25 protein-coding genes are annotated in these 22,203 nt (G+C 60.1%); 3 read left to right on the top strand and 22 right to left on the bottom strand.

Features of this window, described 5'->3' with window-relative positions:
• Window positions 1-68 precede the first annotated feature (68 nt).
• From ACR0JN_RS01990 to ACR0JN_RS01980, 3 genes are all read right to left on the bottom strand, one after another.
• Entirely contained in the window at window positions 69-1,628 is a 1,560-nt protein-coding gene (locus tag ACR0JN_RS01990) for a trimethylamine methyltransferase family protein (protein WP_480818497.1), read from the bottom strand.
• Window positions 1,629-1,748: 120 nt separating this feature from the next.
• A complete protein-coding gene (locus ACR0JN_RS01985) occupies window positions 1,749-2,441 on the bottom strand; it encodes an HAD family hydrolase (protein ID WP_480883827.1) in 693 nt (230 codons plus the stop codon).
• A 25-nt stretch (window positions 2,442-2,466) separates the two neighbouring features.
• Window positions 2,467-2,751: a DUF3572 domain-containing protein gene (locus tag ACR0JN_RS01980; protein WP_480883825.1), complete on the bottom strand. Its 285-nt coding sequence runs from the start codon at window positions 2,749-2,751 to the stop codon at window positions 2,467-2,469.
• 89 nt (window positions 2,752-2,840) lie between these two features.
• Here ACR0JN_RS01980 and ACR0JN_RS01975 point away from each other — a divergent pair, with 89 nt between their 5' ends.
• Entirely contained in the window at window positions 2,841-4,241 is a 1,401-nt protein-coding gene (locus ACR0JN_RS01975; protein WP_480883823.1) for a diguanylate cyclase, read from the top strand.
• Between the two features lie 5 nt (window positions 4,242-4,246).
• On the opposite strand, the gene ACR0JN_RS01970 is transcribed toward ACR0JN_RS01975, so the two are convergent.
• Genes ACR0JN_RS01970 through ACR0JN_RS01955 form a run of 4 tightly spaced genes read right to left on the bottom strand, consistent with a single transcriptional unit; the run spans window position 4,247 to window position 6,142 of the window.
• Window positions 4,247-4,720, bottom strand: coding sequence for a periplasmic heavy metal sensor (locus tag ACR0JN_RS01970; protein ID WP_480883821.1), 474 nt, complete (start codon window positions 4,718-4,720; stop codon window positions 4,247-4,249).
• On the bottom strand, window positions 4,717-5,061 hold the full coding sequence (locus ACR0JN_RS01965; protein WP_480818502.1) for a hypothetical protein: 345 nt from the start codon (window positions 5,059-5,061) through the stop codon (window positions 4,717-4,719). Before ACR0JN_RS01965 ends, ACR0JN_RS01970 begins: the two co-directional genes overlap by 4 nt.
• Window positions 5,054-5,668 (bottom strand): RNA polymerase sigma factor, encoded by a 615-nt coding sequence (locus ACR0JN_RS01960; RefSeq protein ID WP_480818503.1) that lies wholly within the window; start codon window positions 5,666-5,668, stop codon window positions 5,054-5,056. The genes ACR0JN_RS01965 and ACR0JN_RS01960 overlap by 8 nt, the downstream gene beginning before the upstream one ends.
• 6 nt (window positions 5,669-5,674) lie before the next feature.
• Window positions 5,675-6,142, bottom strand: coding sequence for an EF-hand domain-containing protein (locus tag ACR0JN_RS01955; RefSeq protein ID WP_480818504.1), 468 nt, complete (start codon window positions 6,140-6,142; stop codon window positions 5,675-5,677).
• Between the two features lie 223 nt (window positions 6,143-6,365).
• Here ACR0JN_RS01955 and ACR0JN_RS01950 point away from each other — a divergent pair, with 223 nt between their 5' ends.
• Together ACR0JN_RS01950 and ACR0JN_RS01945 are read left to right on the top strand one after the other, a co-directional pair.
• Window positions 6,366-6,764, top strand: a complete 399-nt coding sequence (locus ACR0JN_RS01950) for a DUF983 domain-containing protein (protein WP_480883820.1) — start codon at window positions 6,366-6,368, stop codon at window positions 6,762-6,764.
• Window positions 6,765-6,772: 8 nt separating this feature from the next.
• Window positions 6,773-7,474 (top strand): NUDIX hydrolase, encoded by a 702-nt coding sequence (locus tag ACR0JN_RS01945; protein WP_480883818.1) that lies wholly within the window; start codon window positions 6,773-6,775, stop codon window positions 7,472-7,474.
• A 4-nt stretch (window positions 7,475-7,478) separates the two neighbouring features.
• Here the strand turns inward: ACR0JN_RS01945 and ACR0JN_RS01940 are convergent, their stop codons facing one another.
• From ACR0JN_RS01940 to ACR0JN_RS01870, 15 genes are all read right to left on the bottom strand, one after another.
• Window positions 7,479-9,146, bottom strand: a complete 1,668-nt coding sequence (locus ACR0JN_RS01940) for a ribonuclease J (RefSeq protein ID WP_480883816.1) — start codon at window positions 9,144-9,146, stop codon at window positions 7,479-7,481.
• Entirely contained in the window at window positions 9,143-9,922 is a 780-nt protein-coding gene (locus ACR0JN_RS01935) for a type III pantothenate kinase (protein WP_480883814.1), read from the bottom strand. Before ACR0JN_RS01935 ends, ACR0JN_RS01940 begins: the two co-directional genes overlap by 4 nt.
• 11 nt (window positions 9,923-9,933) lie before the next feature.
• Window positions 9,934-10,683, bottom strand: coding sequence for a biotin--[acetyl-CoA-carboxylase] ligase (locus tag ACR0JN_RS01930; protein WP_480883812.1), 750 nt, complete (start codon window positions 10,681-10,683; stop codon window positions 9,934-9,936).
• A gap of 54 nt (window positions 10,684-10,737) precedes the next feature.
• Window positions 10,738-12,180, bottom strand: coding sequence for an NADH-quinone oxidoreductase subunit NuoN (nuoN, locus tag ACR0JN_RS01925; RefSeq protein ID WP_480883810.1), 1,443 nt, complete (start codon window positions 12,178-12,180; stop codon window positions 10,738-10,740).
• 15 nt (window positions 12,181-12,195) lie between these two features.
• Complete coding sequence (locus tag ACR0JN_RS01920) at window positions 12,196-13,740, bottom strand: NADH-quinone oxidoreductase subunit M (RefSeq protein WP_480883808.1); 1,545 nt, start codon at window positions 13,738-13,740, stop codon at window positions 12,196-12,198.
• The gene (gene nuoL, locus ACR0JN_RS01915; RefSeq protein ID WP_480883806.1) at window positions 13,740-15,875 is read right to left on the bottom strand and encodes an NADH-quinone oxidoreductase subunit L; all 2,136 of its coding nucleotides are present in this window, start codon (window positions 15,873-15,875) and stop codon (window positions 13,740-13,742) included. Before nuoL ends, ACR0JN_RS01920 begins: the two co-directional genes overlap by 1 nt.
• Window positions 15,876-15,882: 7 nt before the next feature.
• Window positions 15,883-16,188, bottom strand: a complete 306-nt coding sequence (gene nuoK, locus ACR0JN_RS01910) for an NADH-quinone oxidoreductase subunit NuoK (RefSeq protein ID WP_005984024.1) — start codon at window positions 16,186-16,188, stop codon at window positions 15,883-15,885.
• Window positions 16,185-16,697 (bottom strand): hypothetical protein, encoded by a 513-nt coding sequence (locus ACR0JN_RS01905; protein WP_480883804.1) that lies wholly within the window; start codon window positions 16,695-16,697, stop codon window positions 16,185-16,187. The genes nuoK and ACR0JN_RS01905 overlap by 4 nt, the downstream gene beginning before the upstream one ends.
• Before the next feature lie 56 nt (window positions 16,698-16,753).
• Window positions 16,754-17,356, bottom strand: coding sequence for an NADH-quinone oxidoreductase subunit J (locus ACR0JN_RS01900; RefSeq protein ID WP_480767735.1), 603 nt, complete (start codon window positions 17,354-17,356; stop codon window positions 16,754-16,756).
• Window positions 17,353-17,763, bottom strand: a complete 411-nt coding sequence (locus ACR0JN_RS01895; protein WP_480883802.1) for a carboxymuconolactone decarboxylase family protein — start codon at window positions 17,761-17,763, stop codon at window positions 17,353-17,355. Before ACR0JN_RS01895 ends, ACR0JN_RS01900 begins: the two co-directional genes overlap by 4 nt.
• The gene (nuoI, locus tag ACR0JN_RS01890; RefSeq protein ID WP_480593135.1) at window positions 17,760-18,254 is read right to left on the bottom strand and encodes an NADH-quinone oxidoreductase subunit NuoI; all 495 of its coding nucleotides are present in this window, start codon (window positions 18,252-18,254) and stop codon (window positions 17,760-17,762) included. Before nuoI ends, ACR0JN_RS01895 begins: the two co-directional genes overlap by 4 nt.
• Window positions 18,255-18,256: 2 nt before the next feature.
• Window positions 18,257-19,294, bottom strand: coding sequence for an NADH-quinone oxidoreductase subunit NuoH (gene nuoH / locus ACR0JN_RS01885; protein WP_480818514.1), 1,038 nt, complete (start codon window positions 19,292-19,294; stop codon window positions 18,257-18,259).
• A 45-nt stretch (window positions 19,295-19,339) separates the two neighbouring features.
• The gene (nuoG, locus tag ACR0JN_RS01880) at window positions 19,340-21,361 is read right to left on the bottom strand and encodes an NADH-quinone oxidoreductase subunit NuoG (protein ID WP_480883800.1); all 2,022 of its coding nucleotides are present in this window, start codon (window positions 21,359-21,361) and stop codon (window positions 19,340-19,342) included.
• 3 nt (window positions 21,362-21,364) lie between these two features.
• The gene (locus ACR0JN_RS01875) at window positions 21,365-21,769 is read right to left on the bottom strand and encodes a DUF5333 domain-containing protein (RefSeq protein WP_480818516.1); all 405 of its coding nucleotides are present in this window, start codon (window positions 21,767-21,769) and stop codon (window positions 21,365-21,367) included.
• A gap of 98 nt (window positions 21,770-21,867) precedes the next feature.
• Window positions 21,868-22,200 (bottom strand): hypothetical protein, encoded by a 333-nt coding sequence (locus ACR0JN_RS01870; protein WP_480818517.1) that lies wholly within the window; start codon window positions 22,198-22,200, stop codon window positions 21,868-21,870.
• Between the last annotated feature and the right edge of the window lie 3 nt (window positions 22,201-22,203).

Below are 22,203 nucleotides of genomic sequence, written 5' to 3'. Positions count from 1 at the left end.
CCCAATCTGACCCGGCAATCCTTAACAAATAGACAAGCTCTACACGGATAGGTGGAGTTTTTCGCGTGTCAGAAATCCGTAGGCGCGCCGCCTTCGGCTTTGCGCCGTTCCACGAAGTCCGCCAGTTCATCGCGGATGGCGGCATCCATCGGCGGGGCCTCGAAGCTGGTGATGATCTCTTTGAACATGTGATGGGCGCGCTCTGCCGTCCAGATACCTCCGGCGGCATCCCATCCCTCGTAATTCTTCCAATCGCTTAGGAACGGCTGGTAGAACGCGGTGGTATAGCGATCCTGCGTGTGCTGGATGCCAAAAAAATGACCATCGTTGCCGACCGATCGAATAGCATCCAACGCGATTTCGTCTGGACCGGTCGCTGTCAGTTCTGGATTCATATACCGCTGAATTTGCTGCAGGATTTCACAATCCATGATGAACTTCTCGGGGCTGGCGATCAGCCCGCCCTCAAGCCAGCCTGCAGCGTGGTAGACGACATTCGTCCCCGACTGCACCGCTGCCCAAAGCGAGTTCGACGTCTCCCAAATCGACTGCCCATCCGGCACGTTCGCGGCGCACACGCCCGAGGATCGCATCGGCAGGCCGTAATACCGCGCCATCTGGCCGGTCATCTGAGTCGAGCGTATGTATTCCGGTGTCCCGAACGCGGGCGCGCCGCTTTTCATATCCACGTTCGAAGTAAACGTCCCGATCACGCACGGCGTACCCGGACGCACGTATTGGAACAGGGCAATTGCACACAAGGCCTCGGCCAAGGACTGCGCCACAGCGCCCGCCATCGTCACGGGGGCCATGGCACCGGCCAGCGTGAACGGCGTTACCACCACCGCCTGCCCGCGCCGCGCCAAACGCAGACAGCCGTCGATCATCGGATGGTCATGCTTCAGCGGCGAAGTCGAGTTGATGTTGGTGTACATGCGCGGCGTTGCCTCGAATTCCTCGTGGCTCAGGCCGCCTGCGATGCGGACCATCTCCATCACGTCTTCGACGCGTTCCTTGCCCAGCGAATAGGCGTGCATCACCTTGTCGGTCAGGGTCAGCTTGTCATAGAGCACGTCCAGATGCCGGATACTGGCATGGAGGTCCACCGGCTCGACCGGATAGCCGCCTGCGAAGTGGATGCAGTTGAAGTATTGCGTCAGCTTCAGCAGGTTCCGGCACATCTCACGATTGCCGGGTACTTTGGTACCGATCTCCATGTCCCAATAATTCGGCGGGGACGAGACATTGCCGAACAGCAGGTTTTTACCGCCGATCTCGATCTTATGGGCCGGGTTTCGGGGCGTGATGGAGAACTGGCTGGGTGCCTTGGCCACCATCTCCATCACGAAATCGCGGCCCATACGGACGTTGTCGCCGTTTATGGTGCACCCGGCTTCGCGCAGGATTCCGATGGCTTCTTCATTGTAGAACTCGATGCCGATCTCTTCGAGGATGCGCATCGCACCATCATGGATCGCCTCGATCCCCGCCTGATCCAGCGGCTCGGTAGGACGGTCGATATTGACCGGCGGATTCCACGGCATCTGATCAATGACGGCGCTGCCCCGGCGCGCGGCGGCCCCGGCACGCCCGCCGCCACGACGTTTGCGAGTTGTGGTGTCGGCCATCCTCACCTCCTGCTTTTGCTTTATTTCAAGCAAGCCCCGAAGCGGGGCAGCAGGCCGCTCTGTCTGCGACAGGTTGTGTCGGTTTTCTAACCTGACTCGCCGATTTTCAGTCCGGGAGGGTCAGTTTTTCGCCAACCACGCCGGAATATGCCCGATATCGGGAAGCACAACGTCGGCCATCGGGGCCAGCGCTTCGGCCTTGGCCATGCCGGTCAACACACCGATCGTAGTCATCCCGGCGGCGCGCCCGGCCTGCAAGTCGTGCAGACTGTCGCCGACCATGGCAATTCGGGCCGGGTCGACGCCGATATGGGTTGCAAAGGCCAGCAACTGGCCCGGCCCAGGCTTGAAGCCGTGGCCGCTGTCATACCCGGCGATAAAATCGAAATGCTCTTTGATCCCCGCCGATTCCAGATGCTGCAGCGCGGGGTGTTCGCTGTCATTCGTCGCCACGCCCAGCCTGATCCCCGATGTCTTGAGCCCTTCCAGAAACGGCCCCAACGGAACAGCGGGTGCCTGCGGAGCGGCGGCGGCCTCGTGGTTCATCAGGTCGATCAGTTCAGCACGGTCCATCCCGTTAAGATGCGGAAGCAGAGCCTCGGCGATTTCCTCAACCGTTCCGGCGATCACGACGCTGTCGGGCGAATAGTGCTCGCGTTCGAAGTCGAACCCGATGACCTGCCCCAACTCGGCCGCGCGCGCCCGGTCATTGCCCGACAGGCGCAGCAGCATGGTGCGCCCGAACGTGCCCCAGGTGTCGGCAAAGTCAAACAGCGTACCGTCCTTGTCGAACAAAATCGCTTCGATGGGCATGAGCGGGCTCCTGCGGCAGTAAGAATCAGGTCCAGTGGACATCCGCGCCGCCCGACAGAACCGCCCGCGCCTGCGCAGGCTGGTCATAGGCGACCGCGTTGGCGTCACAAAACGCCATGACCCACGAATCGTCAAGCATCAGGAAATCCAGCACCGAGGCCATGAATTCCGGTTCAGCCGCCCGGTCGCGAAGCTCGTTTGCGGCCACCCCCGTCGAGCCCAGAAAAACAGGTAGAAGTTCCTCATTTGCCACCAGCCAGCCCAGCGCTTTCAGGGCCAGCGTTTGCGCGGAATCATCGGAGATGAACATTAATTTTTCCCGGACAGCAGGCTTGGAAAGGGTTTGTTAACCAGACTCATAAACACTTTGTTCACGCATGCAATCAATGGTGAGCAACTATGTCCGTGCAGGGAACCATCCTTGTCCTCGACGGGGTATCGACAAACCGCATCATGTTGAAAGTTCAGCTGACGGCGGCCTGGTATCACGTGGTTCAGGGCGAAAAACTGAAGGGTCTGCCAGCCCTACTTCGGCGTACACGGCCCGATCTGGTGCTGACGGCTCAGACCTTGCCCGATGGAACAGCGGCAGAGGTCAAGAAGATGATCGCGAATGAACCGGACCTTGCGGATGTGCCGGTCGTGGCAATCGCGGTTCAGAACGACAAGGGCGCAAGGCTGCGTGCATTGGCCGACGGGCTGGACGATGTGCTGGTTCATCCGTTCAAGGACACGTTGCTGCTGGCGCGCATCCGCAGCCTGTTGCGGGCCAGCGCGGACACGCAAGAACTTCACGTCAAGGACGGCCCGCAATCCATCGGTTTTGCCGAACCCGCCGCCGACCTGATCGCCCCGCCTACGCCTGCACATGTGGGCATCCTGACCAACACCGCGCGCACCGGGGCCGCATGGCTCAGGGCGCTGAGCAGTCAATTGGGCCATAACCTGACCTGGTCCTCTCAATCCGACCTACGGGGCGTTTTGTCCGGAGTAGTGCCGGATGCGATCGTGGTCGAACTGGATTCGAACCCGTCCTGCCTGCGCACGCTGGCCGACCTCAGATCGCGCAGCGCCACGCGAAACACGGTTCTGATCGGCGTGCTACAGGACAACAACGCCGCGCGTGCCGCCGAGGCTTTGGATCGCGGTGCAGATGCCGTCTGTCTGGGCGGCTTCTGCCAGCACGAGGTTCTGCTGAGGCTGGAAAACCAGATCGCCCGCAAGGCGCGGATGGATCGCATGCGGGCTTCGTTGAAAAAGGGGATCGCGGATTCGTGGATCGACCCGCTCACCGGGTTGCACAACCGGCGCTATGCAATGCACGCTCTGGATCAGATCGCGCGCCAGTCTGCAAAGACCGGGCGCGGATTTGCGGTCATGCTGGCCGATCTCGATCATTTCAAAGCTATCAATGACAGTTTCGGTCACGCGGGCGGAGATCAGGTGCTGAGCCAGGCTGCCCAGCGCATGCAGGACGTTCTTGGCAAAACAGGTTTCGTCGCCCGGATCGGAGGGGAAGAATTCGTAATCGTCGTCCCGAACATATCCCGCACCAAAGCCCTGAAACTGGCCGAGGCTGTTTGCGCGCGAATCTGCGAGCGGCCTTTCTGCTTGCCTGACGATCCGATCCCGGTTGCTGTCACGATCAGTATCGGCTTGAAAATGTCCCCTACTCCCTTCCTGTCGTCAGAAAGTGAACCGGTCCCGACCGAGCGTCTTTTGAAATGCGCCGACAAAGCGCTGTATGCCGCGAAAAAGGCCGGGCGCAATCAGGTCTGGATCAGGCAGAACGCCGCCTGATCCGGTCAGTCCTTTTTCTTGTGGCCGCGCGGGCCGCGATCCACCACGTCCTCCAGCCGATCCGCATAGGCTTGACGCTCCTGATCGCTCATCTCGGTCACGCGGGTCAGCCACTGGGTTTGCAACGCCGCCTGCAGATCTGCCATGGATTGCACCTGTTGCTGCAGCAGGATTTCCACGGCAGCCGGATCGAACGGCACCGCGCGCAGGGCCTGACTGAGTGCTTGAAAATCTTGCTTACGGTGTTTCGAGCCCTTTTTGTGCAGCCCCGACAATTCCCCACGCATCGCCTTGCGGTCCTCTTTGGGCAAAGCACGGTAAAGGGCCGAGGCAAACCCCGGCGGGGCCTTGGCACGATCACCATCCTTCAGCCGCAGCGCCGTTCCCGCCGCCATGCCGACGATCAAAAGGTTCAGGGCTAGGGAAACGACCAGTACAATCGGCATCCAACGCCGTTTCGGTTTGGGATCAGCGCTCATTCCGTGCTCTCCAGAAAGGTGGTGTCGAACCCGAGGTCAGCCACCAGATACGAGGTGTCCTGCGCGCTAACAAGGCTCGCGGGATCAGGCAGGAAACCGGGAGCCGAAAAGCCGATCCAGATACCCGCCGCACTGGCAGCAACCAGCCCGCCCATACCCTGCCAGCCTCCGATACTGTTCAGAATGCGGGTCCATCGCGGTTGGCGCGCGGGTCTGAGACGCCCCAACCGAACCGCTTCGGCATCGGTCTGGATACGCACGGCCAGATCGTCTGGCAGCGCCGGGCGATCCTGCCTGGCCTGGGCAAACAATTGATCCAGTTCCATATTGTCATCAGCCATCGTCATACCCCAGTTCATCTTTACGCCCGGCCAGTATGGCCGCCAAAGCCCGTTTTCCCCGCGCCGTCAGGCTTTCAACCGCTTCTACCGAAATGCCCATGATCCCGGCAATCTCGGGGTTGGGCAATTCCTCGATGTGGCGCAGGATCACCGCCTGCCGTTGCCGGTCAGGCAGTTGCGAAAGCGCCACCTGCAGCGCATCTTTGCGCGCCGTGTCCTGCATTTGCTCAACCACGCTGGCCGCACCATCCTCGGGCTCGGGCATGTCCGACAATCTGTCGGGTACCTTCTTGCGCTTGCGGTCGACGCACAGGTTCAATGTCACCCGATAGAGCCATGTGGACACTTTGGCCTGCCCGGAAACCCAATCGGGTGCCATCTGCCACAGCCGCATCATCGCGTCCTGCGTCACATCCTCGGCCTCGGCCCGGTTTCCCAGCATGCGCAGCGCGACCGAGTAGCTGCGCGGCCCCAGACGGTCGGTCAAAATCCGCGCGGCCTGCGCGTCGCCCTCGGCAAAGCGCCCCAGCAACACATCGTCGCTGAGGCCGTTCGCGGCGCAATCCGCACCCCGAACCTGTTGCAAGTGGGAGGTCAGATCCTCCATCCCGCATCAGTTGTTGTCAGAGCCCGCCTTGGCACGCTTTTTATGGTGCCGGCCCATCTTTTCCTTCGCATCGGCATATTCCTGCTCTGAGATGCCGCCACTGTTATCCGCATCCATCCGGTCAAACATCTTGTCAGCCCGGCGCGGTTTGGGCAACTCATCGTCGCTCAGAAATCCGTCGCTGTTGGCGTCGTGTTTCTCGAACATCTTGGTGACTTTGTCATTTGCCCTTTGCTGGGCTGCCGCCTGCATTTCCTCAACGCTCAGCTGACCATCGCCATCGGTGTCGGCCTGGGTGTAACGCTGGTTGCGATGCGCCAGCATCTCTTCCTGTGTCACCTGACCGTCATTGTTGGCGTCCAGTTCCTGAAACGACACAGGCTCTCGATCTTTCGGGCCTGCGGCCAGAACGGATGTGCCTGTAACTGCGACCGCCGAAAGAACAATGGCCGTGATGAATTTCGAGCTTTTCATATCGGTTTTTCCCTTGTTGACGCGACCTGATTGCCGCTGCTCATATCCATTCAAACGCGGCCGCGACGGGTTTCCGTCGCCAGTCGCACATTTTTTTCGAAAACGCCCGCGTCGGCATTCACGCGGATTTTCCTGCTTGGGGCGGTGCAAAGCGACGCACCCCCCTTTAATATTGGCCAAAACAGGCGCAATATCCGGCAAAGATGAACGCACGAGTTATATTATGACGGATCAGACGATCGACACCACGGACGGGACCGAGCGCCCGACTTGGCCCGCCCTGGTCAAAGGGTTTCGGTGTAAATGCCCGAAATGCGGCGAAGGCAAGCTGTTGCACAGCTACCTAAAGGTCAACGATGCCTGCTCGAATTGCGGGCAGGAGCTGTTTCATCACCGCGCCGATGATGGCCCGGCCTATCTGACGATTCTGCTGGTGGGGCATTTGCTGGCCCCGGCCCTGCACGTGTCATATGTGCACTGGCGCCCTGATCCTTGGACCATGGCCATCGGCTTTTCTATCGGCTGCGTGGCGCTGTCACTGTACCTGCTGCCGCGTCTGAAAGGGGCCGTTGTCGCCTATCAATGGGCCCGGCGCATGCACGGGTTCGAAAAGGCCTCGTGACCGCAGGCATGACCACCGACAAGACCGCAATCCGCGATGCAGCGACGGTGATCGTTCTGCGGGATCGCCTGACCGATCCGTCGATTCTTATGGGTCAGCGCGGAGCCCAAGCGGCCTTTATGCCGAACAAATTTGTGTTCCCGGGCGGGGCGGTTGACCCCGAGGACGCTGACGTGCCGCTGGCGTCGCCGCTGCCCTCGCTTTGTCACGAACGGTTGGGGGAACAATCCACGCCTGATCTGGAACAAGCCCTTGCCATCGCGGCTATACGCGAGCTCTGGGAAGAAACCGGCCTGATCCTGGGTCAGCCGGGTGCGTGGCAAGTCGACGCCCCTGGCGACTGGGCCAGCTTCGCCGCGCTTGGGTTCTTGCCCTCAGCTGAGTCGTTGCAATTCGTTTTCCGCGCCATAACTCCGCCCGGTCGCCCTCGCCGCTTTGATGCCCGTTTCTTTTTGGTCGACGCCAGCGCGATTCAGGGCGATCTGGATGATTTCAGCCACGCTTCGGACGAACTGTCGCATCTGCAATGGGTCAAACTCGACCGGGCGCGGGATTTCGACCTGCCCTTCATAACCGAGGTCGTTCTGGCCGAAATCGCAGCGCGTGTGACGACCCCGGAGGCCCCCGACTCCGTCCCCTTCTACAAGAACGAAGACGAGCAGAACCTGTTCCTGCGCCTCAGGGGCTATCCGATGCCGCAGGCGGACTGAGCGGTCACTTCATCCGGCTGATCACCACGGTCACTTCGGGCTTTTTGCCGATCTCCGCTTTGGCGGTCTGGCGCACGATCCGGCGCATCGCCTCCTCCAGCTTGTCGTCGTCGCGCAGAGTTTTGGCGTCAGCACGCATCAGGAACTGGTTCAGGTCCTCCTCCAGCACCTCAACAAGCGCGGCGCGGGACGAGCCTATCTCGGGCAGACCCATCGTATCGCACCAGGGTTCGCCAAGCGGCTCATCCTCATCATCCAGAATGACCGTGACCGTAACATGGCCGTTCAACGCCATACGGATACGGTCACGGACGATGCCATCCAGCGCGCCCACTTTGACGGAGCCATCCAGATAGGTCCGGCCCGTCTCGACGTAATCCACAACCCGCGGCGCGTTGCCAGTCAGGTCCAGCATGGTGCCATTCACGGCCAGAATGCCGGTGCGGCCCCCGGCCTCGGCCAATTTGGCATGTTCGCGCAGGTGGCGGTGTTCGCCGTGCATCGGGATTACCATTTGCGGATCGACCAGCGCATGCACCTTTTCCAGATCGGGCCGGTTGGCATGACCCGAGACGTGATACAGCCCCGAGCTGTCATCCACCACATCCACGCCCTTTTCACTGAGCTGATTGATGATGAAAATCACACCGCGTTCATTGCCGGGAATGGTTTTCGAGGAAAACAGGAACAGATCGCCCTCTTTCAACTCGATCCCGCGATACTTGCCGCGCGCCAGTTGCGCACTTGCGGCGCGGCGTTCGCCCTGGCTGCCGGTGACGATCAGCATCAGGTTCTGGCGCGGCAACTCCACTGCCTCTTCGGCACTGATCACCTTGGGAAAGTCCGACAGGATGCCCGTTTCCGTCGCTGCCTCGATCATCCGGCGCATTGCACGGCCCAGCAGAACGACGGAGCGCCCGGCCCGCTGACCCGCCTCGGCCAGCGTTTTCACCCGTGCCACGTTTGAGGCGAATGTGGTTGCCACCACCATCCCCTCGGCGTTTTCGACGAGATTGGTAATCTCGGGGCCGACCTCGGATTCCGAGCGTCCCTCATGCGGCGAGAACACGTTCGTACTGTCACAGACCAGCGCTTTGACGCCACTCTTGGCGACCTCGGTCCACAGATCAGGGTCAAACGGCTCACCCACCATGGGGTTGGCGTCGAGCTTGAAGTCGCCCGAATGCACGATCCGCCCCGCCGGAGTGTCGATAACCAGCGCCGCGCTTTCGGGGATCGAATGCGAAACCGGCAAGAACCCGACCGTGAAAGGCCCGACCGAGACCTGCTCGGGCCAGGCCGAAACTGTCTGAACCGAACTTTCAGGATGGCCATGCTCTTCCATCTTCCGACGAGCAATATTGGCAGTGAAGGCGCGGGCGTAAACCGGCGCACCAAGTGCGTCATAGCAATGTGCCACGGCCCCCACGTGATCTTCGTGGGCGTGGGTGACGAAAACAGCCTCAAGCCGGTCGGCACGTTCCTGCAGCCACGAGATATCGGCATGGATCAGGTCCACCCCCGGCGTGGTGTCCATGTCGGGGAAGGTCACACCCAGATCCACAAGGATCAGCCGTTCCTGCCCCGGCTTTCCATAGCCGTAGACATAGGCGTTCATGCCAATTTCGCCTGCTCCGCCCAGCGGCAGGTAGATCAGTCTTTCACTGCTCATGTTGAGCCATTTTCCTTGTTGTAACGATGGATCACGGTCAGACCGTGCATCGTCAGATCATCTTCGATAACGTCGAACCCCACGTCCGCCTGATCGAACAAAGGGGCCAGCCCGCCGGTTCCAACGACTTTCATCGGCATTCCCAACTCGGCCCTGATGCGGGCAATCAGCCCTTCGATCAGACCGGAATACCCCCAATACACGCCGGATTGGATACAGCCAACCGTATTTGTGCCGATCACCTTTTCAGGCCGGGTGATGTCGATATGCGGCAAGGCAGCCGCGCCCTGATGCAGCGCCTCAAGGCTGAGGTTCACACCCGGCGCGATGATCCCACCGATATAGGCCCCGTCAGCAGCAACAACGTCAAAGTTGGTTGCGGTTCCAAAGTCCACCACAACCACATTGCCGCCGTGGCGGTCAAAAGCGGCCACCGCATTGGCCAGACGATCCGGCCCGGGCACCGTGCCGTCATCGACGCGGGGCGGAACAGGCAGCAGACAATCAGGCTTGCCCACGACCAGCGGCCTGCAGCCAAAGAAGCGATCTGAAAAAATGCGCAGGTTGAAAACAACCCTTGGGACGGTCGAGGCGATGATTACATCCTTGATGTCCGCCTCAATCCCGTAGTGCTTCACCAGCGTCGAATACCAGGTGAAATAGGCATCCGCCGTGCGCGCGTGGTGGGTCGAGGTGCGCAGGGTGCACAGAAATGACTCACCGTCCCAGATCGAGAACACGGTATTTGTATTGCCGCAGTCGATGGCCAGAAGCATCCGGGCCCCCTTTAGAAAAACACATCCGCGGCCGGTATGCTGACGCGGCCTTTTGCGGTGTTTAGGATAAGGTTGCCCCCGGCGTCCACCGTTTCGAAAGTGCCGACGGTTTCGGACGCTGCGGTCCGGGCGGTGATCACCTCACCCAACCGGGCGGCGCGGGACAGCCAAGCGGTTCGGATCGGCTCGAACCCATAGGTGGTGAATTGCGTCTCATAACCGGCATAGGCGGCGGCGAGTTCGGTCAAAAAATCCTCGGGCGTTGCGTGGGCACCGGCCTCGGACAGCAGCGATACAGGACGGACCGCGCCGAGTTCGACCATGTCCGCCGGGGGTGCTTCGGACAGGTTCACACCGATGCCGATGGACAGATGTGTCACGCCCCGCCCCTGCCCGGTGCTTTCCAGCAGGATACCGGCCAGCTTGCCGCCATTCAGCAACACGTCATTGGGCCATTTCAGCGATAGGCCCGCCGCACGCCCGGTCACGGCGACACAGGCATCGAACAGCGCCAAAGCGGCTACGAAACTGCGCAGCGCGGCCTGTTCCGGTTCGCCCTGCGGGCGCATCAGCAGGGTCGCGGCCAGGTTGCCTTTGGGATTCTCCCACGCCCGCCCGCGCCGCCCGCGCGCGGCGGTCTGGTGATGCGCCATGATCCAGACCGGGCCTTGGGCCGTGGGCGCAAGGCGCGCGGCTTCGTTCAGGGTGCTGTCAACCTCTTGCAACACATGCAGGCCGTAGCCTTGGGGCCAATCGCTCATGTCAAAAAGGCCCGATCCAAAGACCGAGCCCCCTGTTTTGGACGTTTCAGAACATCAGTTGACAAGTGTGGCCGCCGCCGCCGCCGCCGCACCTTCGACGCCGAACTGGTAGAAAATGCCGATCAGCATAAGCGCGGCCGATCCCATCAGGGCGACCCACAGAACCGGGGTCGAGTGGGTTTCGATCGGGTCCTCGTTTTCCTCGCCGAAATACATGTAGAACACGATCCGCAGATAGTAGAACGCACCGATGACCGAAGCGATGGCCGAAACGATCACCAACCCGGTCAGGCTCGCGCTGACACCGGCCTGCCAGACGCCGAACTTGGCGAAAAAGCCCAGCATCGGCGGCACGCCCGCAAGGCTGAACATCAGGATCAGAACCGCCAGCGCCTTGCCCGGATCGCGTTTGGAATATTGCCGCAACGCGTCGATATCGGTGACGGGCTTGCCGTCACGCTCCATCATCAGGATAAAGGCAAAGGTGCCGATATTCATGGTCACGTAGATCGCTAGATACATCAGCATCGCCTTGACGCCCATCTCGGTCCCTGCAGCCAACCCAATCAGCGCGTAGCCCATATGGGCAATCGACGAGAACGCCATCAGGCGTTTGATGTCGCGCTGGCCAATCGCGGCCACAGCCCCCAACAACATCGACAGAACCGAGAGCAGAACGATCACCTGCTGCCAGTCCTTGATGATACCACCAAACGCATCATGCATCAGACGCGCAAACAAGGCCATCGCGGCGACTTTCGGCGCGGTGGCGAAGAAGGCGGTGATCGGGGTGGGCGAGCCCTCGTACACGTCCGGCGTCCACATGTGGAACGGTACGGCGGACACTTTGAAGGCCAGGCCCGAGATCAGGAAGATCAGGCCGAACAGCAGGCCCAGAGAGACGTCTCCGTGATGCACCGTCGCGATGATGCCCGAGAACAGCGTGGTGCCGGTAAAGCCATAGACCAGCGAGGCACCATACAGCAGCAGGCCCGAGCTGAGCGCGCCCAGCACGAAGTATTTCAAACCAGCCTCGGTCGATTTCGCGCTGTCGCGGCGCAGGGCAGCAACGACGTAGAGCGACAGGGATTGCAGCTCCAGCCCCATGTAAAGCGACATCAGATCGCCTGCGCTGACCATCATCATCATGCCCACAGCGGCCAGAGCCACCAGTAACGGATATTCGAACCGCAGCAAATCGCGGCGCGCCATGTAATCCTGGCTCATCAGCAGAACGGCAGCGGCGGACAGCAGGATCGCGACTTTGGCAAAACGCGAGAAGCCGTCATCGACGAACATGCCGTTGAAAGCCACGTTGGTCCCGCCTCCATTGGTGGCAATCCAGAACGACAGCAGCGCCATCAGCCCCGCCGTGGTCCAGACCAGAACCGGCGCAAGCGCGTCCTTGGTAGTGTAGACAGCCCCGATCAGAGCGGCCATCGCATACACGGCCAGAACGATTTCCGGCAGGATTATTGTGAGATCAGCCTGGATCATGCCTCCAAAGCTCCCTTAATGCGAGGCGGCCGTCTGAGTCGCGGCCTCAGCCGCGGCCAGAGCCGTGTCATAGTTCGAAATCAGCGCGGCGGTCGAGTTGCCGATCACATCCGTCACCAGCGACGGGTAGACCCCCAACAGGATGGTCATGATGATCAGCGGCGCAAAGATCAGCCGCTCGCGTGAGCTCATGTCGGTCATCGCTTTCAGGCTTTCCTTGATCAGATCGCCAAACACGACGCGGCGGTACAACCACAGCGCATAAGCGGCCGAGAAGATCACGCCTGTCGCGGCCACAGCCGTCACCCAGGTGTTGACCTGGAAGGCCCCCATAAGGGTCAGGAATTCGCCGATGAACCCGGACGTGCCCGGCAGGCCCACATTCGCCATGGTGAACAGCATGAAAACCAGCGCATAGGCGGGCATGCGGATCACCAGACCGCCATAAGCCTCGATATCGCGGGTGTGCATCCGGTCGTAGATCACGCCGACACACAGGAACAGCGCCGCCGAGATGAACCCATGGCTGAGCATCTGGAAGATCGCGCCATCGATGCCCTGCTGGTTCGCTGCGAAGATGCCCATGGTCACAAAACCCATATGCGCGACCGAGGAATAGGCGATCAGCTTCTTCATATCCTCCTGCACCAGCGCCACAAGCGAGGTGTAGACAACGGCGATGGCCGACATCCACAGCACCAGATCCGTCATCACCGCCGAGCCCACAGGGAACATCGGCAGGCTGAACCGCAGGAAGCCGTAACCGCCCATCTTCAGCAGGATCGCCGCCAGCACCACCGAACCCGCCGTCGGGGCCTGCACGTGTGCGTCCGGCAACCAAGTATGCACCGGCCACATCGGCATTTTCACCGCAAAGGACGCAAAGAATGCCAGGAACATCAGTGTCTGCATGCCGCCGACGATATAGATGCCCAGCACGCTGAACCCTTCGGACGAGAAGTGATGGAGCATCAGCGCCTCGATATCCGTGGTGCCAGCATCCGCGTACATCGCGACCATCGCCACCAGCATCAAAACCGAGCCGAGGAAAGTATACAGGAAGAACTTGAAGCTGGCGTAGATACGATCCTTGCCGCCCCAGATGCCGATGATCAGGAACATCGGGATAAGGCCTGCCTCGAAGAACAGGTAGAACAACACCAGATCCAGCGCCATGAACACGCCCAGCATCAGCGTTTCCAGCAGCAGGAAGGCCACCATGTATTCCTTGACACGGTCCGTCACCTGCCAGCTGGCCAGAATGGTCAGCGGCATGATGAAGGTGGTCAGCAGCACAAACAGAACGCTGATCCCGTCCACGCCCATCTTGTATTTCAGACCCAGCAGCCACTCACCTTCTTCCACCATCTGGAACCCGGTGTTCGAGGGGTCAAAGCCCGTATAGATGCCGATGGAAACCAGAAAGGTCACAGTCGTTGCCAGCAGGGCAATCCATTTGGCATTGCGCTGTGCGGCGGCATCGTCGCCATGCAGGAACAGGGCCAGAATGCCTGCGGCAATGGCGGGGATGAAGGTGACAATAGATAGGATATTGTCCATTAGTGTGCGCCTCCGCCGATAGACATCCAGGTGACAAGGGCGGCGATGCCCAAGACCATCCAGAAGGCGTAAGTAAAGATGTAACCGGTCTGAGCTTTGCCTGCGAGGCGGGTGAAGAAGGGCACCACGCCCATCGCAACCCCGTTCAGGAAGCCGTCGATCGTATTGCCATCACCGCGTTTCCACAGGAACCGCCCGACAGCCAGGGTGGGTTTGACAAAGATCGCATCGTAGATTTCGTCAAAGTACCACTTGTTCTTGAGGAACAGGTACAGCGGACGCTGGTTTTGTGCCAGACGCGCCGGAAGCGACGTGTTCACGATATAGAACCAATAAGCCACCACAAAGCCCAGCAGCATGGCCACAAAGGGCGAGACCTTGACCCAGACCGGAGCCGCATGGGCATCGTCCAGAACATGGTTTTCGGGGCCCATGTAAATCGCGCCCTCACCCGGTTCACCAGCAAAGACATAGTGATGATCGCCATGGGCATCTTTCTCAGCATGGCCGTCATCCGCATGGGCGTCACCGTGGTCATCGTCACCATGGGCGTCATGCGCCGTATCCGCCGCGTGATCTCCGCCCTCGGCATGTTCCGAGGCCTCAGCGACCGGAATGCCATAGAACTTGCCGACCTTGTCCGCATGGCCAAAGAAGTTGCCGTACCAGATCATGCCCGCAAAAACCGCACCCAGCGACAGGACGCCCAGCGGGACCAGCATGGACATCGGGCTTTCATGCGCGTGATCATGCGTATGCTTGTCGCCCCGTGCCTCACCATAGAAGGTCAGGAAGATCAGACGCCAGCTGTAGAACGAGGTAAACGCAGCCGCGATCACCAGCATCCAGAACGCATACCCGGTGCCACCGGCAAAGGCGCTTTCGATGATCGCGTCCTTGGACAGGAACCCGGCGAAACCGATCTGAGTCAGCGGGATACCGACGCCAGTGATGGCCAGCGTACCGATCATCATCGCCCAGAAGGTATAGGGGATTTTCTTACGTAGACCGCCATACTCGGTCATCTCTTGCTCGTGATGCATCGCGTGGATCACCGAACCGGCCCCGAGGAACAACAGCGCCTTGAAGAATGCGTGCGTAAGCAGGTGGAACATCGCGGCCGAGTACATCCCGACGCCAGCGGCCACGAACATATACCCCAACTGAGAACAGGTCGAATACGCAATGACGCGTTTGATGTCGGTCTGCACCAGACCCACGGTCGCCGCAAAGAATGCGGTCGAGGCCCCAAGGAAGGTGATGAACCCGGTCGCACCCGGAGCGAACTCCATCAACGGAGACATGCGGCAGACAAGGAACACACCCGCCGTCACCATGGTCGCAGCGTGGATCAGGGCCGACACCGGCGTCGGGCCTTCCATCGCGTCCGGCAACCATGTGTGCAGGATCAACTGCGCCGATTTACCCATCGCGCCGATGAACAGCAGGACGCAGATCACCTCAACTGCAGTCCACTCGCCCCACAGGAAATGCAACTGCGTTTCTGACAGAAACGAGGCCGAGGCGAAAATGTCCGAAAAGTTGATGCTGTCGGTCAGGAAGAACAGCGCAAAGATGCCAAGCGCAAAGCCAAAGTCACCGACACGGTTGACGATGAACGCTTTCATCGCCGCTGCATTGGCCGATGGTTTGCGATAATAGAAGCCGATCAGCAGGTACGAGGCGACACCCACGCCCTCCCAACCGAAGAACATTTGCACCAGGTTATCCGCCGTCACCAGCATCAGCATGGCGAAAGTGAAGAAGGACAGATAGGCGAAGAAACGCGGCTTATAGCTCTCGCCCTTGCGCCATTGCGGGTCGTGATCCATGTAGCCGAAGGAATAAAGGTGCACGAGCGCCGAGACGGTCGTCACCACGATCAGCATGATCGCGGTCAGCCGGTCCAGACGGACGGCCCAACTTGTCGACAGCGAGCCGCTCTCGATCCAGCGCATGATCTCAACTTGCTGGGTCACCCCGTCGAAAGTGAAGAACACGATCCAAGACAACAGACAGGCCAGAAACAGCAGACCCGTCGCGGTCCACATAGCTGCCTTCTCGCCGATGAAGCGCCAGCCAAAACCGCAGATCAGCGCGCCTACCAGCGGGGCAAAGAGGATGGTGGTTTCCATAGTTCTCTTAGCCCTTCATCATATTGACGTCTTCAACCGCGATGGTGCCACGGTTGCGGAAGAAGCAGACCAGAATGGCCAGACCAATCGCCGCCTCGGCCGCCGCAACGGTCAGCACGAACAGCGTAAACACCTGTCCGACCAGATCGCCGAGGAAGCTGGAGAACGCCACGAGGTTAATGTTCACCGCCAGCAGCATCAGTTCGATGCTCATCAGCAGGATGATGACGTTCTTGCGGTTCAAGAAGAGACCGAAGATGCCGATGACGAACAGCGTCGCCGCGACCGTAAGATAGTGTTCAAGTCCGATCATAGCTTCGCTCCTGGCGAGTCGGGGTAGTAGAGTTTGCAGCCGCAAAAAGGATTGATCCGATTTTTGCGTTTGACCCGGCTAAAAGTGCCTTCGAAATCTGTCCAATGGACATAGTCTGCCCACTTCGACAACTGAGCCAAATCTTGAATCGTTATCGTGGAACTCAATCTCAGTCGCCCGTGAGGTTGATACAAAAGATCCGCTGAATATAAACCAAGAGTTTCCGGATACTCAGAATTTGGTGGAGTACAAACGCCCTGAATTCGGATGAATTCACTACTGTTGCAATCCACAACTACAACGCTCTCACTGCGAACGCAGGCGGCACTTAAAACCCATCGCTGGCCAACACGACCACCGCCTATATCCTTCGCCGCAGTACCGGAAAAATCTGATTCCCATCCATTACCTGCGTCTGCGAAGCTGCAATCTTCATTAACTTTGGCAGGTTTGTCGTAGTGAAAAATGGGTTTGACTGGTTCACAATGACCGTGAACACAATCAGCCATCGCCGACACAGACATGAAGGCCAAGAGGACCGAAAGTCCTATGACGTTACGATTTCTCACAACCCCTGCCCCGGTTTCACGTCCTTCAACTCCATCGCCTTGGCCGGGTCGCGCATCATCTGGCCGACGATGTCCTGACGCTTGATGTCTCGACGGTGGCGCAGCGTCAAAACAATGGCGCCGATCATGGCCACCAGCAGGATCAGACCCGCCAGTTGGAACAGAAGGAAGTATTGATCGTAAAGGATGACGCCCAGCGCCTCGGTATTGTGGCGGTCTGCCGGGACCGGCTGCGCCAGATTGGCCGCAGCACCCTGCGCGCTGTCCCATGCGCCAAAGGCCATGACGAACTGCATCAGGATGACCAGACCGATCAGCAGGGCCAGCGGCATATAGCGTGCCATCTCGGCCTTGAGTTCGGCAAAGTCCACATCCAGCATCATCACCACGAACAGGAACAGCACCGCGACCGCGCCGACATAGACGATGATCAGCAGCATCGCCACGAACTCGGCCCCCAGCAGCACGAACAGCCCCGCCGAGGACAGGAAGGACAGGATCAGCCACAGCACCGAGTGCACCGGCTGGCGGCTGATCACCGTGAACAGCCCGCCGGTAATGGCGCTGATGGCAAACAGGTAGAAGGCAAAGACGGTCATTGATCCACATCCTCGTTATCGCCCATGACCTCTTGCGCCAGATCCAGCGCGCGGGTCATGGCCGGGATGCCGGCAAAAACCGACATCTGACCGATCGTTTCCACGATCTCTTGTTTTCTTGCCCCGGCTTCCAGAGCATGACGCACCGTCTGACGCACGGCGGTATCGGCCTGCGCGCCCTGACAGGTCAGCCCGGCCAGCGTCAGCAGCAGGCGGGTCTTGGCGTCCAGCCCGTCCTTGTTGACGGTGTTGCCGAACATCATCTCCATGACTTCTTTGGGCATGGTCGGCCACAGGTTCTCGAACCCTTTGGGCGAGAAATTCTCCATCGCCGGGTTCATCGCCTTGGCCATGTCCTGAGCCTGCTTCATCATCAACTCAAACGGGTTTGTCGGCGTGTCAGTCATCTGTACGGCGCGTCCATTTCCAGATTCCGGGCGATCTCGGCTTCCCAGCGTTCGCCGTTGTCCAGCAGTTTTTGCTTGTCATAGAACAGCTCTTCGCGGGTTTCCGTGGCGAATTCAAAGTTCGGGCCTTCGACGATGGCATCGACCGGGCAGGCCTCTTGGCAGAAGCCGCAATAGATGCATTTGGTCATGTCGATGTCATAGCGCGTGGTGCGGCGGCTGCCGTCTTCGCGCGGTTCGGCGTCGATGGTGATGGCTTGCGCGGGGCAGATCGCCTCGCACAGTTTGCAGGCGATGCAGCGTTCCTCGCCATTCGGGTAACGACGTAGAGCGTGCTCACCCCGGAACCGCGGGGACAGAGGGCCCTTTTCATGCGGGTAGTTGATGGTGGCCTTGGGGGCGAAGAAATACTTCATCCCCAGTTTGAAGCCGACCCAGAAATCCTGCAGAAGAAAGTATTTGGCAGCGCGGGTATAGTCGATTTGAGTCATGATCAGCCTCCTACGCTCCACCGGGCGAAAATGCCCCAGAACCATTCGAATTTCGCCGCAAAGGCCACGAAGACCACCCAGGCCAGCGAGAAGGGCAGGAACACTTTCCAACCCAGACGCATCAGTTGGTCATAGCGGTAGCGGGGCGTGATGGCCTTGACCATCGAGAAGATGAAGAAGAAGAACGCCATCTTGGCGACCATCCACAGCACGCCATCCGGCAGACCCGGGATCGGGGACAGCCAGCCACCGAAGAACAGCAGCGAAATCAGGGCGCACATCAGGAAGATGGCGATGTATTCGCCGGCCATGAACAGCAGGAACATGGTGGCGGAATACTCCACCTGATACCCGGCGACCAATTCCGATTCCGCCTCGGGCAAGTCGAATGGCGGGCGGTTGGTTTCGGCCAGGGCCGAAATGAAAAACAGGAAGACCATCGGGAAATGGGGCAACCAGTACCAGCCGAAGAACCCGAACGAACTGTCCTGCGCCCGCACGATGTCGCCAAAATTCATCGAACCGGTCGAGATAATCACGCCGATTATGATCAGACCGATTGAAACCTCGTAGGAAATCATCTGCGCTGCAGAACGCAGAGACCCCAGGAACGGATATTTCGAATTCGAGGCCCAGCCGCCCATGATGACGCCATAAACCTCAAGCGAGGAGACGGCGAAAACGTACAGCACGGCCACGTTCAGGTCGGATAGAACCCAGCCATCGTTGAACGGGATCACCGCCCAGGCGATGAGCGATAGAACAAAGCTGGTCATCGGGGCCAGAATGAACACCGAGCGGTCTGCACCAGCCGGGATCACGACCTCTTTGACCACGTATTTCAATGCGTCGGCGACCGATTGCAGAATGCCGTAGACGCCCACAACGTTGGGGCCGCGGCGCATCTGGACGGCGGCCCAGATCTTGCGGTCGCCGTAGACAAGGAACAACAGCGAGACCATCACAAACGCAACCACTGCAAGCACTTGCGCCAGGATGATGATGGCGATGCCACCTGGGGTGTTAAAGAATTCAGCCATTGGTCCTCACACCGTGGGTCGTCTTGAATATGTCAGCGGGGCGGATCATTCTGCGGCGATCCTGTCTGCGTTCAGCGCTTTGGCCTGCGCCGACAGCTCGGCCATCAGTTGCGAGGCGCGGGCAATCGGGTTGGTCAGGTAGAAATCCTTGACCGCAGTACGGAAGGTGGCCTCGCCCAGCGCCCCGGCCTCAAGCGGCTGAACCTCATTCTCTATCACCTCGTCGACGCGGGCCAGATGCGGCACCGCCTCGATCAATGCCGTGCGCAACTGCGCCAGCGAGTCATAGGGCAGCGTCGCGCCCAGTTCCGCCGACAATGCGCGCAGGATAGCCCAGTTTTCCTTGGCCTCACCCGGAGCGAACCCGGCGCGCATCGCCAATTGCGGGCGGCCTTCGGTGTTCACGAACAAGCCGTTTTCCTCGGTGTAAGCCGCGCTTGGCAGGATCACATCGGCGCGGTGCGCACCCCGGTCGCCGTGGCTGCCCTGATAAATCACGAACGCGCCTTCGCCGATTTCGACCTCATCGGCGCCGAGGTTATAGATCACATCCGCCGCCGAAACCGCATCCATGCCGCCTTCGTTGGTCACATCCACATCCATCGCACCGACGCGCGACGCAGCGGTGTGCAGAACGATCAGACCGCTTTCGGTATTCGCGGCAACGGCTTGAGCGGCAGCCAGAACAGCGGCCCCGTCGGCCTCTTGCAGCGCACCCTGCCCCACGATGACCAGCGAGCGTTTGCCCTTGATCTCGTCATCGCCGCCCATGTCGACGACCTGTTTCAGCGCCGCGCGATCATCGCCCACGTGGTGGTAGGTGTAAGTCAGATCGACCGCAGGCCCGACCAGAGCGACCTCAGCCCCATGTATCCAAGCCTTGCGGATACGCGCGTTAAGAACCGGCGCTTCGTCGCGCGGGTTGGTGCCGATCAGCACGATCCGCTCGGCGGTGTCGATGTCTTCGATGGCAGCGGTCCCGGCATAAGCCGCCCGGTTGCCAGCGGGCAGCTTGGCCCCATCGGTGCGGCATTCGACGACGCCGCCCTGCCCTTCGATCATCTGCTTCAACGCAAAGGCTGCTTCGACCGGAACCAGATCGCCGACGATCCCAGCGGGCTTCTCCGCTCCTTTCAGCGCCTCAGCGGCTTTGCCCAACGCCTCGGGCCAGGTGGCGGGGCGCAGCTTGCCATTCTCGCGCACGTAAGGTCGGTCCAGTCGCTGACGGCGCAGACCGTCCCAGACAAAACGCGTCTTGTCGCTGATCCATTCCTCGTTCACGCCATCATGGTTGCGCGGCAGGAACCGCATCACTTCGCGCCCCTTGGTATCCACGCGGATGTTCGAGCCCAAGGCGTCCATCACGTCGATGCTCTCGGTCTTGGTCAACTCCCAAGGCCGCGCGGTAAAGGCGTAAGGTTTCGACGTCAGCGCCCCAACCGGGCACAGGTCAATGATGTTGCCCTGCAGGTTCGAATCCAGCGTCTGGTTCAGATACGAGGTGATCTCGGCATCCTCGCCCCGCCCGGTCTGACCCATCTGAGTGATCCCGGCGACCTCGGTGGTGAAGCGCACGCAGCGGGTGCAGCTGATGCAACGGGTCATCGCGGTGCCGACCAGCGGCCCCAGATCCAGATCGTCCACCGCACGCTTGGCTTCCTTGAACCGCGTCCCCGACAAACCATAGGCCATCGCCTGATCCTGCAGGTCGCATTCGCCGCCCTGATCGCAGATCGGGCAATCCAGCGGGTGGTTGATCAGCAAGAACTCCATCACGCCTTCGCGGGCCTTCTTGACCATGGGCGAGTTCGTCTTGACCACCGGCGCCTGCCCCTCGGGGCCCGGGCGCAGATCGCGCACCTGCATGGCGCAGGAGGCGGCGGGTTTGGGCGGGCCGCCCACAACCTCGACCAGACACATCCGGCAGTTCCCGGCAATCGACAGGCGTTCGTGATAGCAGAAACGCGGCACCTCGACCCCGGCCTGCTCGCACGCCTGGATCAGGGTCATCGCACCATCGACTTCGATTTCCTGCCCGTCGATATTGATCTTGCGGAGGTCAGACATCGCCTAGTTCGCCCTCAAATACACGCCGATGGCGCTGTTTCTTTCGATTTCCTTCCGCCCCAGCGTGCAGAAGGTTTCCGGGTTGTCGTAGGACGCACCGTTTTGCGCCAGATACGCCTCGCCCTTGGCGCGCATCCGGTCCTTTTCGGCGTCGGATTCCACGTAGTTTCGGATTTCGGTGTCCGAATACCCCAGATTGTTCGCTTTGGACCGCAAGCCCCACATCACGCTAATCGCCTTCAACCGACGCCCGCTGATCGACGGGCAAACCTCGGAAATCTCATTTGCGATGGCGATGTAGTAGAGTTCGTTGTCAATCTCTTTGACATCCCTCAAAGGAGGTTTGGCCTGCGCGGCGGCGGGCAAGGTCATCAACGCGGCCAGGGCGAGCGTTTTTGCAACAGACATGATCGTTCCTTTCGTTTTGGATGTCCCAAAACAAAGGCCAGCCGGTGTGCTATGCGATAGCAACCGCCCGAAAACGTCATGATATGCAACTGCGCGGCTCATGGTCGTTGACAGGTTCCCGCAAATGTCAGCTTGTTATCGCTGATCTGAAGGTTCTGAGGCTCAGTATCCGGCCCGACTTTCCACGCGATGCGGGACGACCCAAAATTCTGGATGCAGAACTTGGTCCCCTCGTACCGGCCCGCCTCGCGCGCGCCGTCCAGTGAGGCGGAGACGCCATTGACGACCACGGTAAAATCGGTCGGTGCCTTTTTCTTGTCCACAACCTTGGCCTTGGCCCGGAAGGACTTGCCGTCAAACAAAATCCGGTCCTCGGACGGTTTGATCAGACCACAGGCAGTTACAAGCACCAAAGCGAGAGCCGCGGCCACAGG

This window comes from Ruegeria sp. G12 (assembly GCF_056533565.1).
Note: the sequence above shows the minus strand (reverse complement) of the source record. Positions and strands in the feature narration are given on the sequence as shown.

Bases quoted from the DNA above. Each gene is read 5' to 3' on its own strand.
- ACR0JN_RS01990 (WP_480818497.1), bottom strand. From the start codon at position 1,628: ATGGCCGACACCACAACTCGCAAACGTCGTGGCGGCGGGCGTGCCGGG.
- ACR0JN_RS01950 (WP_480883820.1), top strand. From the start codon at position 6,366: ATGACGGATCAGACGATCGACACCACGGACGGGACCGAGCGCCCGACT.
- nuoG (WP_480883800.1), bottom strand. From the start codon at position 21,361: ATGTCTGACCTCCGCAAGATCAATATCGACGGGCAGGAAATCGAAGTC.
- ACR0JN_RS01985 (WP_480883827.1), bottom strand. From the start codon at position 2,441: ATGCCCATCGAAGCGATTTTGTTCGACAAGGACGGTACGCTGTTTGAC.
- nuoI (WP_480593135.1), bottom strand. From the start codon at position 18,254: ATGACTCAAATCGACTATACCCGCGCTGCCAAATACTTTCTTCTGCAG.
- ACR0JN_RS01945 (WP_480883818.1), top strand. From the start codon at position 6,773: ATGACCACCGACAAGACCGCAATCCGCGATGCAGCGACGGTGATCGTT.
- ACR0JN_RS01920 (WP_480883808.1), bottom strand. From the start codon at position 13,740: ATGGACAATATCCTATCTATTGTCACCTTCATCCCCGCCATTGCCGCA.
- ACR0JN_RS01895 (WP_480883802.1), bottom strand. From the start codon at position 17,763: ATGACTGACACGCCGACAAACCCGTTTGAGTTGATGATGAAGCAGGCT.
- ACR0JN_RS01935 (WP_480883814.1), bottom strand. From the start codon at position 9,922: ATGCTTCTGGCCATCGACTGCGGCAATACAAATACCGTGTTCTCGATC.
- nuoH (WP_480818514.1), bottom strand. From the start codon at position 19,294: ATGGCTGAATTCTTTAACACCCCAGGTGGCATCGCCATCATCATCCTG.
- nuoK (WP_005984024.1), bottom strand. From the start codon at position 16,188: ATGATCGGACTTGAACACTATCTTACGGTCGCGGCGACGCTGTTCGTC.
- ACR0JN_RS01940 (WP_480883816.1), bottom strand. From the start codon at position 9,146: ATGAGCAGTGAAAGACTGATCTACCTGCCGCTGGGCGGAGCAGGCGAA.
- ACR0JN_RS01900 (WP_480767735.1), bottom strand. From the start codon at position 17,356: ATGACCGTCTTTGCCTTCTACCTGTTTGCCATCAGCGCCATTACCGGC.
- ACR0JN_RS01965 (WP_480818502.1), bottom strand. From the start codon at position 5,061: ATGGCTGATGACAATATGGAACTGGATCAATTGTTTGCCCAGGCCAGG.
- ACR0JN_RS01955 (WP_480818504.1), bottom strand. From the start codon at position 6,142: ATGAAAAGCTCGAAATTCATCACGGCCATTGTTCTTTCGGCGGTCGCA.
- ACR0JN_RS01980 (WP_480883825.1), bottom strand. From the start codon at position 2,751: ATGTTCATCTCCGATGATTCCGCGCAAACGCTGGCCCTGAAAGCGCTG.
- nuoL (WP_480883806.1), bottom strand. From the start codon at position 15,875: ATGGAAACCACCATCCTCTTTGCCCCGCTGGTAGGCGCGCTGATCTGC.
- ACR0JN_RS01970 (WP_480883821.1), bottom strand. From the start codon at position 4,720: ATGAGCGCTGATCCCAAACCGAAACGGCGTTGGATGCCGATTGTACTG.
- ACR0JN_RS01960 (WP_480818503.1), bottom strand. From the start codon at position 5,668: ATGGAGGATCTGACCTCCCACTTGCAACAGGTTCGGGGTGCGGATTGC.
- ACR0JN_RS01975 (WP_480883823.1), top strand. From the start codon at position 2,841: ATGTCCGTGCAGGGAACCATCCTTGTCCTCGACGGGGTATCGACAAAC.
- ACR0JN_RS01905 (WP_480883804.1), bottom strand. From the start codon at position 16,697: ATGGCTGATTGTGTTCACGGTCATTGTGAACCAGTCAAACCCATTTTT.
- ACR0JN_RS01930 (WP_480883812.1), bottom strand. From the start codon at position 10,683: ATGAGCGATTGGCCCCAAGGCTACGGCCTGCATGTGTTGCAAGAGGTT.
- nuoN (WP_480883810.1), bottom strand. From the start codon at position 12,180: ATGATCCAGGCTGATCTCACAATAATCCTGCCGGAAATCGTTCTGGCC.
- ACR0JN_RS01875 (WP_480818516.1), bottom strand. From the start codon at position 21,769: ATGTCTGTTGCAAAAACGCTCGCCCTGGCCGCGTTGATGACCTTGCCC.